The 14,821-nt window shown below is 70.4% G+C and carries 15 protein-coding genes; 5 read left to right on the top strand and 10 right to left on the bottom strand.

All coding sequences use genetic code 11. The annotated features are described in order from the left end of the window. Positions 1–987 carry a LacI family DNA-binding transcriptional regulator gene (locus AC1ROY_RS19420; RefSeq protein WP_493150520.1) on the bottom strand — a complete coding sequence of 329 codons (987 nt, stop codon included), beginning with the start codon at positions 985–987 and terminating at the stop codon, positions 1–3. A gap of 97 nt (positions 988–1,084) precedes the next feature. Between AC1ROY_RS19420 and AC1ROY_RS19415 the strand changes: the two genes are divergently transcribed. Continuing rightward, a complete protein-coding gene (locus tag AC1ROY_RS19415; protein ID WP_493150519.1) occupies positions 1,085–2,221 on the top strand; it encodes a mandelate racemase/muconate lactonizing enzyme family protein in 1,137 nt (378 codons plus the stop codon). A gap of 58 nt (positions 2,222–2,279) precedes the next feature. Next, complete coding sequence (locus AC1ROY_RS19410; protein ID WP_493150518.1) at positions 2,280–3,254, top strand: tripartite tricarboxylate transporter substrate binding protein; 975 nt, start codon at positions 2,280–2,282, stop codon at positions 3,252–3,254. 37 nt (positions 3,255–3,291) lie between these two features. Here AC1ROY_RS19410 and AC1ROY_RS19405 read toward each other — a convergent pair whose 3' ends face one another. The 4 genes from AC1ROY_RS19405 to AC1ROY_RS19390 all read right to left on the bottom strand — a co-directional run bounded on the left by AC1ROY_RS19405 (position 3,292) and on the right by AC1ROY_RS19390 (position 8,201). Next, a complete protein-coding gene (locus tag AC1ROY_RS19405; RefSeq protein WP_493150517.1) occupies positions 3,292–4,938 on the bottom strand; it encodes an acetolactate synthase large subunit in 1,647 nt (548 codons plus the stop codon). Positions 4,939–5,009: 71 nt separating this feature from the next. Further along, entirely contained in the window at positions 5,010–6,002 is a 993-nt protein-coding gene (gene pdxA / locus AC1ROY_RS19400) for a 4-hydroxythreonine-4-phosphate dehydrogenase PdxA (RefSeq protein ID WP_493150516.1), read from the bottom strand. Next, the gene (locus tag AC1ROY_RS19395; protein ID WP_493150515.1) at positions 5,999–7,195 is read right to left on the bottom strand and encodes a four-carbon acid sugar kinase family protein; all 1,197 of its coding nucleotides are present in this window, start codon (positions 7,193–7,195) and stop codon (positions 5,999–6,001) included. Before AC1ROY_RS19395 ends, pdxA begins: the two co-directional genes overlap by 4 nt. Before the next feature lie 43 nt (positions 7,196–7,238). Then, positions 7,239–8,201 (bottom strand): tripartite tricarboxylate transporter substrate binding protein, encoded by a 963-nt coding sequence (locus AC1ROY_RS19390; protein WP_493150514.1) that lies wholly within the window; start codon positions 8,199–8,201, stop codon positions 7,239–7,241. 133 nt (positions 8,202–8,334) lie between these two features. On the opposite strand from AC1ROY_RS19390, the gene AC1ROY_RS19385 reads away from it, so the two are divergent. Further along, the gene (locus AC1ROY_RS19385; RefSeq protein WP_493150513.1) at positions 8,335–9,525 is read left to right on the top strand and encodes a mandelate racemase/muconate lactonizing enzyme family protein; all 1,191 of its coding nucleotides are present in this window, start codon (positions 8,335–8,337) and stop codon (positions 9,523–9,525) included. A 154-nt stretch (positions 9,526–9,679) separates the two neighbouring features. Further along, entirely contained in the window at positions 9,680–10,906 is a 1,227-nt protein-coding gene (locus AC1ROY_RS19380) for an ABC transporter substrate-binding protein (RefSeq protein WP_493150512.1), read from the top strand. 97 nt (positions 10,907–11,003) lie between these two features. Here AC1ROY_RS19380 and AC1ROY_RS19375 read toward each other — a convergent pair whose 3' ends face one another. Genes AC1ROY_RS19375 through AC1ROY_RS19365 form a run of 3 tightly spaced genes read right to left on the bottom strand, consistent with a single transcriptional unit; the run spans position 11,004 to position 13,216 of the window. After that, entirely contained in the window at positions 11,004–11,660 is a 657-nt protein-coding gene (locus tag AC1ROY_RS19375) for a GntR family transcriptional regulator (protein ID WP_493150511.1), read from the bottom strand. 36 nt (positions 11,661–11,696) lie between these two features. After that, entirely contained in the window at positions 11,697–11,999 is a 303-nt protein-coding gene (locus tag AC1ROY_RS19370; protein WP_493150510.1) for a SemiSWEET family sugar transporter, read from the bottom strand. Then, entirely contained in the window at positions 11,996–13,216 is a 1,221-nt protein-coding gene (locus AC1ROY_RS19365) for an NAD(P)/FAD-dependent oxidoreductase (RefSeq protein ID WP_493150509.1), read from the bottom strand. The genes AC1ROY_RS19370 and AC1ROY_RS19365 overlap by 4 nt, the downstream gene beginning before the upstream one ends. A 98-nt stretch (positions 13,217–13,314) precedes the next feature. On the opposite strand from AC1ROY_RS19365, the gene AC1ROY_RS19360 reads away from it, so the two are divergent. Further along, complete coding sequence (locus tag AC1ROY_RS19360; protein ID WP_493150508.1) at positions 13,315–14,331, top strand: DNA topoisomerase IB; 1,017 nt, start codon at positions 13,315–13,317, stop codon at positions 14,329–14,331. 7 nt (positions 14,332–14,338) lie between these two features. Here AC1ROY_RS19360 and AC1ROY_RS19355 read toward each other — a convergent pair whose 3' ends face one another. Both AC1ROY_RS19355 and AC1ROY_RS19350 read right to left on the bottom strand, forming a co-directional pair. Then, the gene (locus AC1ROY_RS19355) at positions 14,339–14,554 is read right to left on the bottom strand and encodes a DUF4170 domain-containing protein (protein ID WP_493150507.1); all 216 of its coding nucleotides are present in this window, start codon (positions 14,552–14,554) and stop codon (positions 14,339–14,341) included. Between the two features lie 84 nt (positions 14,555–14,638). Beyond that, positions 14,639–14,821, bottom strand: a 183-nt coding sequence (locus AC1ROY_RS19350; protein ID WP_493150506.1) for a 4-hydroxyphenylacetate 3-hydroxylase C-terminal domain-containing protein, incomplete at its 5' end; no start/stop codon positions are given.

The raw sequence follows: 14,821 nt of genomic DNA, 5'->3' as shown, positions 1-14,821 counted from the left end.
TCAGCCGCCGCGCGGCCGCTGCGTCGAGCCGCGCAGCACCAGCGCGGCCGGCAGGCGCAGGCGCTGGCGGGGAAACTCCTCGCCGGCCATGCGCAGGCGCAGCAGCCGCACGGCCTCGCGCACCATCTCCTCGATGGGCTGGCGGACGGTGGTGAGGTCGAAGGCCGTCCAGCCGGCCATGGCGATGTCGTCGTAGCCCACCAGCCAGAGCTCGTCCGGCACGTCGATGTTGGCCTTGCGCGCGGCGTCGCGCGCGCCGAGCGCCAGCACGTCGTTGGCGCAGAAGACGGCGTCGGGCCGGTCGGCGAGGGCGAGCAGCCGCTCCATCCCCTCGACGCCGGCCTTGTAGGTGAAGGCATCAGCGCGGACGACGGCTGGCGGCTCCATGCAGCCTTCCAGGAAGCCGGCCTCGCGGGCGCGGATGGTGCTCGGCAGCAGGGGCCCGCTGAGCAGGCCGATCCGCCGCCTCCCGGCCTCGCGGAAATGCGCCGCCACCGCGCCGCCACCCGCGAAATTGTCGCTTTCGACCTGGTCGCAGGGCCAGCCCTCGACGGTGCGGTTGACCAGCACCACCGGCAGGCGCTGCGCGATCTCCTCGTAGAGCGTGGTCGAGGCCGGCGTCGCCGAGGTGAAGATGATCCCGTCCACCATGCCCTGCCGCGCCGCGTCGGCCGCCGCGCGCTCGTCCGTCTCGTCCGAGTTCCAGACGATCATGCGCAGCCCCGCCAGCCGCAGCTCGCGCGCCAGGAGCTGGAGCATCTCCGGATAGATCGGGTTGTGCAGCCGCGCCGTCACCACGCCGATATTGCCGCTGCTGCGCGTGCGCATGGCCCGCGCGGCGGCATTGGGCACATAGGTCAGCTCCCGCACCGCGGCCTGCACGCGGCGGCGCACCTCCGCCGTCACGCCGGGATGGCCGGAGAGGGCGCGGGAGACGGTGGACTGCGAAACCCCGGCGCGCCGGGCGACGTCACGACTGGTGGCCATGGTGCCGATACGTATCCAGGAACGCCACAGACCTCAAGGAATTGACGGATGCTGCCAAGAATACGTATTCATGCCGAAAGCAGGAGGAGCCGTCGCCTTGAAGATCGTCGCCATCGAAGCCTTCCCCATCAGCGTGCCCGTGAAGCAGGACCGCCAGGTCACGCTCGGCATCGGCCGCCAGGTGAAGCGGGACGCCGTCGTCGTGAAGGTCACCACCGAGGACGGCATCGTCGGCTGGGGCGAATCGCATCACGGCCGGGCGCATCTCGCCATCGGCCAGCTCATCAGCACCACGCTCAGCGACCTCATCCTCGGCATGGACGCGACGGATGTCGTGGGCATCTGGGCCAAGGTCTACAAGTTCCAGCTCGGCAGCCACGGCATGGGCGCCGCCTGCGCCATGGCCATGAGCGGCATCGACACCGCGCTCTGGGACATCCGGGGCAAGGCCGTGGGCTGGCCGCTCTACAAGCTTCTGGGCGGCGCCTCGCGCGGCATCCCCGCCTATGTCGGCGGCATCTGCCTCGGCTACCAGGAGCCGGCCTCGCTGGTGGAGGAGGTCCGCGCCTTCCTCGCCGAGGGCTACAAGGCCGTGAAGCTGCGCATGGGCGACAGCCCCGAGCGCGACATCGCCCGCGTCGAGGCCGTCCGCGCCGCCTTCCCGAACCTCACCATCCTGACCGACGCCAACACCGGCTACTCCGTGCGCGACGTGCGCCAGATCCTGCCCGCCTTCGCCGCCGCACGCGTCGGCTGGCTGGAGGAGCCCTTCCCGGCGCACGACCACCGCAGCTACCGGGAGGCGCGGCTGCTGGCGCCCTCCGTGCCGCTGGCCGCCGGCGAGAACCACTACACGCGCTTCGAGTTCCACCGCCTCATCGAGGACGGCAGCATCACCATCCTGCAGCCCGACATCTCCAAGACCGGCGGCGTGACGGAGACGATGCGCATCGCCGCCATGGCCTCGGCCTGGAAGCTGCCGATCCACTGCCATTCCAGCGCCGGCATCTGCATGGCCGCCACGCTGCACGTGATGTGCGCGATCGAGAACGCCGGCTACTTCGAGGCCGATTGCGCGCCGGACAACCCGCTGCGCGAGGAGCTCGTGATCCCGCCCTACAAGCTGGAAGCCGATGGCACCGTCCGCCCCAGCGACGGTCCCGGCCTCGGCATCGAGGTCAACGAGGAGCTGCTGCGGAAGTACCCCGGCGTTCCCGGCCCCGGCTACGTCTGACTTCGCTGCGGGCACGGTCCGCCCTGTGGGCCGTGCGCCGGAACCAGGAGGAAAAATCATGTTCCAGACCACGCGCCGCGGCATCCTCGCGGCTCCCGCCCTCCTCGCCGCGGGGGGCGCGCTCGCGCAGTCCTTCCCGTCGCGCGAGATCCGCATGATCATCCCCTGGGCGCCGGGCGGCGGCACCGACATCATCGGCCGGCGCCTGCAGGCGATCATGGCGAACCAGGGCCACACCGTCGTGGTGGACAACGCGCCGGGCGGCAGCAGCGTCGTCGGCATGCAGCGCGTGGCCGCGGCGCGGCCGGACGGCTACACCGTCGGCCTGGCGTCGACGAGCATCCTCGCCCTCATCGCCTCGGGCACCATCTCGCTGCGCAACGAGAACTTCGACAACCTCGTCCGCGTCTCCGAGGATCCGATGCTGCTGCTGGTCTCGGCCAACTCGCCCTGGCGGGACATCGGCTCCTACATCTCCGCCTTCCGCGAGAAGGCCGGAGGCATGAGCGTCGGCGTCTCCGGCACGCGCGGCACGGTGAGCCACATCTTCTCCGTCGTCATGGCCCGCGGGATCGGCTCGGACTACATCTTCTCCGGCTATCCCGGCGGTTCGCGCGCCATCGCGGACCTGCTGGGCGGGCACATCGATTCCGTGATCCTGAAGCCCAACGAGACCATGCCGCAGATCCAGGACGGCAGCCTGCGGCCGCTGGCCACCTTCGCGCCGCAGCGCCTGCCGCTGCTGCCGAACCTGCCCACCTTCGCCGAGGCGGGCATCGACATGTACCCCTACGGCCCGATCACGCAGATGACCTATTTCTCCGGGCCTTCGGGCATGGCGGCGCCGGTCAAGGCACGGCTGAACGAGCTCTTCCGGGCCGCGGTGCTGACGCCGGAGTTCCAGACCTTCGCGGCCGAGAACGGCTTCCCGGCCGATGGCCTCTCCGGCGCCGATTTCGCGAAGCTGTGCGACGAGGTGCAGCGGACGATGTCGGCGGTCGGCAGCAACCTCGGCGTGTTCAACGCCGGTTAGGCTGACGTCGCTGGCCTGACCTCCGCGATCGCGGAGGTCAGGCCGGCTGCGTGACGGGGAGACGGTGGCGCAGCTCCTCCACGAGGACGCGCTGGTTCTCCGAATAGTCGATCGGCACGGCGACGAGATGCACGCCGCCCTCGACAAAGGTCCTTTCCAGCGTCGGCCGAAGGTCCTCGATCGCGCCGACCCGGGTGCCCTTCGCGCCGTAGGCTTCCGCGTATCTCACGAAGTCCGGATTGTTGAAGGTCATGCCGAAATCCGGGAACCGGTCGACGGCCTGCTTCCAGCGGATCATGCCGTAGGCCTTGTCCTCGATGACCAGCACGACGAGGTTCAGCCCCAGCCGGACGGCCGTCTCCATCTCCTGGCTGTTCATCATGAAGCCGCCGTCGCCGCAGACCGCCATGACGCGGCGCTCGGGGTACAGCATCGCCGCCATCATCGCGGAGGGCAGGCCGGCGCCCATGGTGGCGAGCGCGTTGTCCAGCAGCAGCGTGTTCGCGACCCGGGTGCGGTAGTTCCGCGCGAACCAGATCTTGTACATGCCGTTGTCGAGCGCCAGGATTCCGTCGGCCGGCATCACCTCGCGGATGTCGTGCACCAGGCGCTGCGGCGTGAAGCGCTCCTCCGTGGCGCGCGCGGCGATGCGGGCGAGGATGCCCTCGCGCAGCGGCAGCAGGGCCTGCGCATGCGGGATCTTCCCCTCGACCCGGTCGGCCAGCAGCCGCAGGGAGGGGCCGATGTCGCCGATCACCTCGGCCTGCGGGAAATAGACCTGCTCCACGCTGGCCGGCTGGTAGCCGACATGGATGACCTTCGGCCCGGACGCGCCCATGATGAAGGGCGGCTTCTCCACGGTGTCGTGGCCGATGGTGATGATGAGGTCGGCGCGCTCGATGGCCTCGTGCACGTAGTCGCGCTCCGAGAGCGCGGCCGTGCCCATGTAGAGCTCGGTGCCGCCGGGCACGGTGCCCTTGCCCATCTGCGTCGTGAAGAAGGGGATGCGCGTCCGCACGACGAACTGCGCGAGGTCCGAGGTGGAGCGCGGGCGCGAGGCGGCGGCGCCCAGCATGACCAGCGGGCGCTTCGCCTGCAGGATCATCTCCGCCGCGCGGTCCAGCGCCTCGGCGCTCGCCAGCGGCAGCTCCACCGGATGCGGCGGGATCAGCGCGACGTCCTCGCATTCCTCCGCCGCGATGTCCTCGGGCAGCTCCAGGTGGACCGGCCCCGGGCGCTCCTCCTGGGCCACCCGGAAGGCCTCGCGGACCAGGGTCGGGATCATCTGGGGCGAGACGATCTGGCGCGACAGCTTGGTCAGCGGCTTCATCGCGGCCACGATGTCGACGATCTGGAAGCGCGCCTGGCGCGAGGAGAGGATCCCCTTCTGCCCGGTGATCATGATCATCGGCATGGCGCCCAGCAGCGCATAGCCGGCGCCGGTCGAGAGGTTCAGCGCCCCCGGGCCCAGGGTGGTGATGCAGACGCCGGGCTTGCCGGTGAGCCGTCCGTAGGTGGCCGCCATGAAGGCCGCGGCCTGCTCGTGGCGCGTCAGCACGAGCTCGATCGACGATTTCCGGATGGATTCGACGACGTCCAGGTTCTCCTCGCCCGGAATGCCGAAGATGCGGTCGACACCCTCGTTCTCCAGGGCCGCGACGAGCAGGTCCGAGCCTTTGGTCAACGCATTCTCCTCGCGCTTCAGGAACGCCTTGCCGGATATGGGCCGGCATCCACCCCGGCCAAGGCTCGGGGTCAGTGCTTCGGCGCCAGCTCCGCCGCCTGCCGCAGCGCCTCCACCAGCGACCCCTCGTCGGCGATGCCCTTGCCGGCGATGTCGAAGGCCGTCCCGTGGTCCACCGAGGTCCGCACCACCGGCAGCCCGATGGTGATGTTCACCCCGGCCTCCAGCCCCATCACCTTCACCGGCCCGTGGCCCTGGTCGTGGTACATCGCCACCACCAGGTCGAAATCGCTGCGGGCGGCGCGGAAGAACAACGTGTCCGCCGGCAGCGGCCCGTCCACGAGCCAGCCCTTCGCGCGGCAGGCCTGCACGGCGGGGATGATCTTCTCCTCCTCCTCGCCCTGGCCGAAGAGCCCGTTCTCGCCCGCATGCGGGTTGATGCCGCAGACGCCGATCCGCGGCTCCGCGATGCCCGACTTCACCAGGGTCGCGCGGCCTCGCGCGATGACCCGCTCGACCAGCGCCGGCTCGATCCTCCGGATGGCATCGATCAGCCCGATATGCGTGGTGACGTGGATGACGCGCAGCTTCGGCGCCACCAGCATCATCGAGACCTCGGGCGTGCCGGTGAGATGCGCCAGCAGCTCCGTGTGTCCCGGATACTTGTGCCCCGCGGAATGCAGCGCCTCCTTGGAGAGCGGCGCCGTGCAGATGGCATCCGCCGCGCCGGCCTCGACCAGCCGCGTCGCGCGCTCGATGTAGCGGTAGGCCGCCTCGCCCGAGACGGGCGAGAGCGTGCCGAAGGGATGCCCCGGCGGGATGAGCCCGAGGTCGATGACCTCCGCCGTGCCGGGTGCGTAGGTGGCCTCCCCGGGCGTGGCGCGCGCCTCGACGCGCAGCCTGCTGCCGACGATCGCGCCGGCCTCGCGCAGCCGCCCCGCATCGCCCACCACGAGCGGCCGGCACATCGCCAGCACGTCCTTGCGGGCCAGCGCCTTCATGATGATCTCGGGGCCGATGCCGGAGGCATCGCCCATGGTGATCGCGACGACGGGCAGGCTCATGCGGGAATCTCCAGCGCGCGCAACCGGCGCATATAGGCGAGGCAACGTCCGAGCGTCCCGGCATCGCCGAAGGCGCCGGCCTTGGTGATGACGGGCAGCGTTCCGGCGAGGCCGAGCGGCACCCCCGGCTCGACCTCGGCGATCATCCCCAGCGAGGTGGCGCCGAGCGCCTCGAGCAGCGCCAGCGCCGTCTCGCCGCCCGTGGCGATGAGGCCGCCCGGGCTCGCATCCTGAAGCAGCGCCGCGAGATGGCGGGGCAGGGTGGGGTCCATCCCGCCCAGGCCCGAGATCGTGATCATGACGTCCTGGCCCCGCGCCAGAGAGGCCCGCACGGATTGGCGCGTGCCCTGCCAGGCGTCGAGCCCGGCCCGCAGCATGGCCGAGGTGATCACCACGCCGCGCAGCTCCGGATCGGCGGTGAGCTTCACGATTCCGGCCTGCGAGACCTCGGCCATGCTGCCCACCACCATCAGGATCCCGCCGGCGATGCGCGGCAGGGCAGGGGGCGCGCCGTGCCGCGGCTCGGCCCCGGCGATCGCATGCGCGAGCCCCGCCGACCCCACCCAGAGCAGCCGCTCCGCATAGGGGCGCGCCGCATGGGTGATGAGCGCCAGGTCGCGCTCCTCCACGGCGTCGCAGACGACGGAGCAGAGGCCCTCGGCCAGGGCCGCCTCGATGAGCGCCGGCAGGGCGCCGTCATGCAGGGTCTCGAGCGTCGCGTGGCGCGCCGGAGTGCCGCCCCGCCCGAAGACCTCGCGCAGGTCCGCGTTCGGATAGCTGTGCTCGCGCGCCCAGAGCGGGGTGGCCTCCAGCGGCAGGCCATGCAGGTGCACGCGGCCGTCGAGCGTCGTGCGCCCCTGCATCGGGAAGGCCGGGGCCACGAGCGCCACGGCGCCGAGCTCCTGCAGGCTGGCCTGGAGCTCGGCCGCCGGCTGGCCGCGCAGCGTGGAGTCGATCTTCTTGAACAGCCCGGTGCGGCCGCCGCCATGCGCGCGGAGCAGCGCGAGGTGCCGCGCCGCGGCCGGCTCCGGCTCGGCGGCGCGGGTCTCGGCGTCGATCGCCAGCACCTCGTCTTCCGGTACGGCGCCGCCCCAGCTGACGGAGGCCTTCCAGCCGCGCCGCGCGAAGGCGATCGCCGTGTCCGCCGCGCCTGTGAGGTCGTCGGCGAGGATGAGCCAGCGGTCCGGCGGCATGGGTCTCCCCCCTTTTCAGGAACCCATCATGCCCGTCCGCGGGTCAGTCGCGCCAGGGGTGGCGGGACCAGAGCCCGCGGTATTCGGCGTCCATGGCGGTCAGCTCGGCGGCGAAGGCGTCCGGACCGAGGAAGCGCAGCGGCAGGTTCTGCTGGTTCGCCTGCTCCTGGAACTCGGGATTCTCCACCGTGCGCTGCACCGAGATCGCCAGCCGCTCCAGCGCCGCCCGCGGCACGCGCGCGGGGGCGGCGATGCCGCGCATCGAGCCCATCACCACGTCGTAGCCGAGCTCGCGCAGGGTCGGCAGCTCGGCCGCGCGCTCCCAGCGCGTGGCGCCCATCTGCGCGAGCGGCCTGAGCGTGCCCTGCCGCCAGTCGTTGATGCAGTCGCCGAGATTGGTGCAGGCCAGCGGCAGCAGGCCGGAGGCGAGATCGATCTTGATCTGCACCGCGCCCGGATAGGGCACGTGCACGAACTTCACCCCCGCCACGCGCTCCAGCGCGAGCATGGCGAGGTGGTCGTCCGAGCCGACGCCGGTGGTGCCGTAGCCGATGGTCTCGGGCCGCCGGCGCGCGTCCGCGATGAGGTCGGCCACGCTGCGGTAGGGGCTGTTCGGCATGACCCAGAGCCCGTCGGGATCGTCGACGATGTTGGCGATCATCGCGAAGTCGCTGAACTGGAAGCTGGAGCGGCGCTCGATCGGGATGGTCACGATGGGCGGCGTGTTGATGAAGCCGATCGTGTAGCCGTCGGGCCGGGACCGCGCGAGCTCCGCGAAGCCGATCTCGCCCGCCGCGCCCGGCCGGTTCAGCACCACCACGGATTGCCCGAGGTCGCGCTCCATGAAGCGCGCGATGAGCCGCGCCGCGATGTCGGTGCCGCCGCCGGCCGTGAAGGCCACGACCATGGTGATGGACTTTTCCGGACGCCAGGCCGGCTGGGCCAGGGCGGGTGCTGCGAGCGGCGAAAGCGCGCCGAGGGCGAGAAGCTGGCGACGATGGGTCATGGACATATCCTCCTGCGCTCGTTGGCGCCGCGCCCGATATTATCGATAATTTTCTTCGCCGCCAGAGGCGCCGCATCGCCTTGACCCAGGCCACATTATCGATAACCCTGCCGTGAAGCACGGAGGAAATCCCATGAAGGTCAAGGCGTTCGAAATCCTGCACTGCGATGCGGGCTGGAGGACCTTCTCCTTTCTCAAGCTCGACACCGATGCCGGCATCACCGGCTGGTCCGAGTTCAACGAGAGCTTCGGCAGCCCGGGCCTCAGCGGCGCCATCACCAGCCTGATGCCGGCGGTGATCGGGCAGGATCCGCACCGCATCGAGTTCATCAACGCCGTGCTCGGCTCGCGCTCGGTGCAGTCGCGCGGCGGCATCGCGCGCCAGGCGATCGGCGCCATCGAGAACGCGCTGCTGGACATCAAGGGCAAGGACCTGGGCGTGCCGGTCTACCAGCTCTTCGGCGGCAAGGTGCGGGACCGGCTGCCGGTCTACTGGTCGCATTGCGGCTCCTACCGCATGCGCAACCCGGAGATCCTCGGCTGCAAGCCGGTGCGCACCTATGACGACATGGCCCGCGTCGGCGAGGAGGTGAAGGCCAGGGGCTTCCGGGGCCTCAAGACCAACACGGCGCTCTCCGTCGGCGATCATATCGAGCAGTACCGGCCTGGTTTCCTCGTCGGCCGCGGCTTTCCGGAGCGCAACTGGAACCGCCACATCGCGGAATCGGCGGTCCGGACGGTCCAGGCCTTCCGTGAGGGCGCCGGGCCGGACATGGAGATCATGCTCGACCTGAACTTCCACTTTCGCACCGAGGGCTTCCGGTGGATGGCCGACGCGCTCGCCGAAGCGGGCCTGACCTGGCTCGAGCTCGACATCCACGACGCGAGCGCGCTCGCGCTGCTGCGGCGCGACGCGAAGATGCCCATCGCCTCCGGCGAGACGCTGCTGGAGCGGCGCGACTTCAAGCCCTATTTCGAGCAGAACTCGATGGACGTCGCGATCGTCGACGTGATCTGGAACGGCTTCAACGAATCCCTGAAGATCGCCGCCATGGCCGATGCCTATGACGTGAACGTCGCGCCGCACAATTTCTATGGCCATCTCGCCAGCGCGATCAGCGCGCATTTCTCCGCGACGGTGCCGAACTTCCGCGTCATGGAGATCGACATCGACAGCGTGCCCTGGCGCGACGAATACGTGATGTCGCTACCGGTCTTCGAGGATGGCGACTACATCCTGCCGACCGGCCCGGGCTGGGGCGTCGAGGTGAACGAGGCGGCCATCCGCGCGCGGCCGCCGAAGGAGCTGAAGACCTCCGTCTGAGGGGGCTCGCCTCCGGATATGGCGGCGGCTGCGCCATGCGCAGCCGCAAGCTTCCGCGGGCATGAATGTATACACATGAGCGCAAGATAGTGCTTGGAGATACCTTTCCGATGCGATAGGCCTTGGGATAACCAAGCCGCAGGGAGAGAAGTCCATGACCAACAAGGTCACCAAGCGGGGCCTGCTGGCCTCGGGCCTGGCGCTCGGCGCGATCAGCGCCGGGGCGCAAGGCGCGCCGACCATCCGGATCGGCGTCATGAACGACCAGTCCAGCACCTATCGCGACAATGGCGGCCTCGGCACCGTGGCCTGCGTCAAGCTGGCCGTCTCGGAGATGGCGGGGCCACTCGGCCTGAACGTCGAGGTCGTCTCCGCCGACCATCAGAACCGGCCGGATGTTGCCGTGGCCCTCGCCCGGCAATGGATGGACCAGGGCGTGGATGCGATCTGCGACCTGCAGAATTCCGCCGTCGCGCTCGCCATCAACAACCTCGTCCGCGAGCGCGACAAGGTGATCCTGGCCTTCAACGTCGGCACGGCCGAGCTGACCGGCGGCGCCTGCACGCCGAATATCGTGCATTGGTCCTACGATTCGAACATGCTGGCACGCGTCTCCACCACGGCGCTGGTGGCCCAGGGCGGCGACACCTGGTTCTTCATCCGTGCCGACTACAGCTTCGGCCGCGCGCTGCAGGACGACGCGACCACCTTCATCAACCGTGCCGGCGGGCGGGTCCTCGGCAGTGTCGCGATGCCCTTCCCGAGCACGGATTTCGCCGCCGCCCTGCTCCAGGCGCAGGCCTCGCGGGCCAAGGTGATCGGCCTCGCCAATGGCGGCGACGACCTGGTCAACTCCGTGAAGCAGGCCGGCGAGTTCGGCATCACGCGGCGCGGGCAGCGTCTCGCGGCGATGCTGACCTTCATCAACAATATCGGCGCGATGGGGCTGAATTCCGCTCAGGGGCTGGTCCTGACCGAGACCTTCTACTGGGACATGAACGACCGCACGCGTGCCTTCACCCAGCGCGCCTTCGGCGCCGGCTTCGACCGGAACAAGCGGCCCAACATGACCCAGGCGGCCGCCTATGCGGGCACGCAGCACTACCTCAAGGCGGCGGCCTCGCTCGGGGCCGCCGAGGCGAAGCGCAGCGGCTCGGCGGTCGTCGCGCGCATGAAGCAGATGCCGGTGGAAAGCGAAGTCTATGACGGCGCCGCCTCGGTCCGCGCGGATGGGCGCGCGATCACGCCGGCCTACCTCTTCGAGGTGAAGCGGCCGGAGGACAGCCGGGGCGATTGGGACTTTTATAAATTGCTCGCGACCGTGCCGGCGGAGCAGGCGTGGCGCACCCTCGCGGAGAGCGGGTGCCCCCTGGTTCGGTAGGATTGAGGGGGCTTTGCCCCCTCAAACTCCCCCAGCAGGGCTTTATGCCCTGCACCCCAAATCGTTCAGTATTGGGGTGCAGGGGCAGAGCCCCTCGCTACCCCTCGCTCCGCATGCGCTCGATCAGCGCGTCGCTCGCATCCCGCATGTGCCGTCCCGCGATCTCGCCCGCCGCCTCCACGTCATGCGCGGCGATGGCGGCGATCAGCGCGCGGTGCTGCTCGGCGATCTGCCGCGCGCGTTCGGGCGAGTGGTTGTGCTTCTGCGTCAGCAGCCGCGTCACCACCGCGTGCTTGTCGATGATCTCCAGCGCGTCCTCGTTGCCCGCCAGCCGGTAGATGCTGTTGTGGAAGCGCAGGTTGAGCCGGATGCGCTGCGCGATGCCGCGCGGCTCCAGATGGCGTTCGTAGGCGTCCTCGATCGCCGTCAGCTCCGCCACGTCGCGCGGCGTCGCCGCCGAGGCCGCGCGCCGGGCGAAGAAGACCTCGAGGATCTCGCGGATGTCGTAGATGTTGCGCACGAAGCGCTCGTCCACCGCGCGCACCTCCGCGCCCTTGTGCGGGGAGATGCGCACCAGCCCCTCGCCCTGAAGCTGCAGCAGCGCCTCGCGCACCGGCATCTGGCTGCTCTCGTACTGCCGGGCGAGCTCGACGATCTTGAGCCGCGCGCCCATGGGCAGACGGCCCTTGAGGATGTCCGCGCGCAGTCGGTCGCGGATGCGCTGGGCATGCGTTCCCCGTTCCGATTCGGCCATGCCGACTCCTTGCTGAAGAGCCGACATGAGCGGAAATCAGCCTTTCGGGTCAATCGCCTCGGCGACGGCCTCCTTCTTCTCCGCCGGAAGCAGCTTCATCACCAGGATGAAGGCCGAGAGGGCGCAGCAGATGGCGTTGGTCGCGATCAGCGGCCATTGCCCCAGCAGCGCGCCATAGACGAGCCAGAGGGCGAAGCCGGCGACGGTCAGCGCATAGGTGCCGGCCGAGATGCTCCGCGTGTCGCGCGTGCGGATGATCTTCCAGGCCTGGGGCGTGAAGCTCGCGACCGAGGCCGCCGTGGCCGCGGCGCCCACCAGCGTCGGCGCGTCGGGCGTCATGACCGGAAGCCGAAGAGCGCCGCATCCGGGTCCGGCAGCCCCAGCAGCATCCGTTGCAGCAGCTGGGCGGCGATGGCGCTGAAGGCGATGCCGTTGCCCCCGAAGCCGACCACGGCGAAGCAGCGCTCCGCGCCCGGCACGGGCCCGATCGCGGGCAGGCCGTAGGGGCTCTCGCCGAAGCAGCCGGCCCAGGCGAATTCCGGCGTGGTGTCGAGCTGCGGCAGCAGCGCGCCCAGCTTCTTCCGCAGCTTCTCGATCTTGCGGGGCAGCAGCCGGTCCCGATGCTTGTCGTCGGAGAATTCCTCGTCCTCGCCGCCCACCACCACGCGGCCGTCAGTCGTGGTGCGAAGGTACAGATACGGGTCGGCCGCCTCCCAGATCAGGCAGCGGCTGGGCCAGAGCCGGTCCGGCTGCGGTGCCGTCGCGAAGGCCCAGGTCGAGGTGATCCTGTAGCCCCGCAGCTTCACCAGCTTCGACAGCTCGTAGCCGGTGGCCAGCACCACATGCTTCGCGCGGACCCGGTAGCCGGCCTGGGTCGTCAGCAGCACCTCGTCCCGGCCGGGCTCGATCTGCGCGATGTCGCAGGGCGCGTGGATCGCCGCCCCCCGTCGCAGCGCCGAGCGCCAGAGCCCGCGCACCAGCGCCACCGGATCCACCTCCGCCGCCCCGCCCGACCAGATGGCGCCCTTGCGCGCGATCCCGGTCAGCCGGAGCAGCTCGTCGGCCTCGATGAAGCGCGACCGCAGCCCGACCTTCGCGCGCGCCGCCGCCTCGCGCCGCAGCCCGTCCAGGTCGAGCACGTTGCCGGGCAGGTACACCGCATGCCGCTCCCGGAAGCCGCAGCGCAGGCCGAGGTCGGAGACGCGCGCGGCGAGATGGTCCACCGCCGTCGCCGAGCGCCACCAGGCCCGCACGGCCTTCTCGCGCCCCATGCGCCGGATGAGCGTGGTCAGCGGCTGGTCGATCTCGAACTGCAGCAGCGCGGTGCTCGCCGCCGTCGAGCCCAGCGCCACGCCGCGCCGGTCGAAGGCCACGACGCTCTTGCCGGCCTGGAGCGCGGCGTCCGCCGCCAGGGCGCCGCTCACGCCGCAGCCGATCACGGCCACGTCCACCTCGATGTTCCGCTCCAGCGGCGGAAACCGCGCCGGTGGGGGCACGCCATCCACCCAGACGGGCTCGCCGGTGCGGAGGTCACGCTGGGGGGTGGGTTGTGCCATGGCGCCCCAGCAACGCCCCCCGTTGCGACAAGTTACGGAAACCGCGCCGATCCCCGCGGCGTTCAGCGGTCCGCCATGACATTCGGGACTCCCGCGCTGTGACCGACGCCGAGCTTGCCGGGCTGCGCTATGTCTCGGACCAGGATCCGGGCCTCCGCCGCCTCAGCACGGCGCCGCGCTTCCGCTACGTCGGGCCCGACGACAAGCCGGTCCGCGACGAGGCCACCCTGGAGCGCATCCGCAAGCTGGCCATTCCACCGGCCTATACCGAGGTCTGGATCTGCACCCGCCCCGACGGCCACATCCAGGCCGTGGGCCGCGACGCCCGCGGCCGCAAGCAGTACCGCTACCACGCCCGCTGGCGCGAGATCCGCGATGGCAACAAGTTCGAGCGGCTGATCGGCTTCGCCCGCGGCCTGCCGGCCCTGCGCGAGCGCGTGGAGGCCGACATCGCCCGCCCGGGCCTGCCGCGCGAGAAGGTGCTGGCCACCGTGGTCTGGCTGCTCGAATCCACGCTGGCCCGCGTCGGCAACGAGGAATACGCGCGGATCAACAAGAGCTTCGGCCTGACCACCCTGCGCAACCGGCACGTGGACGTGAAGGGCGCCGAGATGCGCTTCCACTTCCGCGGCAAGGGCGGCAAGGACTGGCGGCTGCGCATCCAGGACCGCCGCATCGCGCGCATCCTCAAGGGCTGCCAGGACCTGCCGGGCCAGTCGCTCTTCCAGTACCGCGACGAAGAGGGCGCGCTGCAGCCCATCGGCTCGGCCGACGTGAACGCCTATCTGCGCGAGATCACCGGCGAGGAGATCACCGCCAAGGATTTTCGCACCTGGGCCGGCACCGTGCTCTGCGCGCTGGAGCTGGCGGGGATGCCGCCGGCGACCGGCGTGGGCATGGCCAAGGCGCAGATCCGCGAGGCGATCCTGCGCACCTCCACGCGGCTCGGCAACACGCCGACCATCTGCCGGAAGTGCTACGTCCACCCCGCCGTCTTCGACGGCCATGCCGGCGGCTCGCTGGAGATCCGCCTGCGAAAGCCCACGGGGAAGGGGCCCAGCCTGCGCATCGAGGAGGCGGCCGTGCTCTCCTTCCTGCGGAAGGTCGCCGCCTGAGCCCTGATCAGGCGGAGGTCGGCGTCTCCGGCGTCGCGATCAGCACGAAGAGCCGGTGCGTCGCGATGTCCACCTTGCGGCGGGTCTCGTCGCGCCAGGCGCGCAGCGCCGTCGCCTCGTCATGGTAGGGGCCGTGGAGCTCCTCGGTGCCGGGCTCCAGCACCTCGAAGGTGAAGTCCGTGAAGATACCGCCCCAGACGACCCAGATCTTGCGTTCCGACATCCATCACCTCTTCGCTGGCGCCCATATCCCACGGGAGCCGGCCGCAATCCAGGGCCTGGGGCTTTCGAGCGTGTTACCGTCGGATCACGCGGCCCGATCGCTCTTCCCGACGAAATCTTCGAGCTGGTAGGAGCCTGTGACGCGCTTTGCCATGTCTGTGGCGCGCGCCCAGTCGTAGGTGCGGTAGCTGTGTCCTCGCGTGACATACTGCCCGCCGGCATAGAACATCTCATACTGCAGGTGCCTGGACGCGAATTCCGTCCCCAC

It is taken from the genome of Roseococcus sp. GW821-FHT12F05 (genome assembly GCF_058806835.1).
The sequence above is the reverse complement of the archived record's forward strand: the minus strand, read 5'-3'. Positions and strand labels throughout refer to the sequence as shown.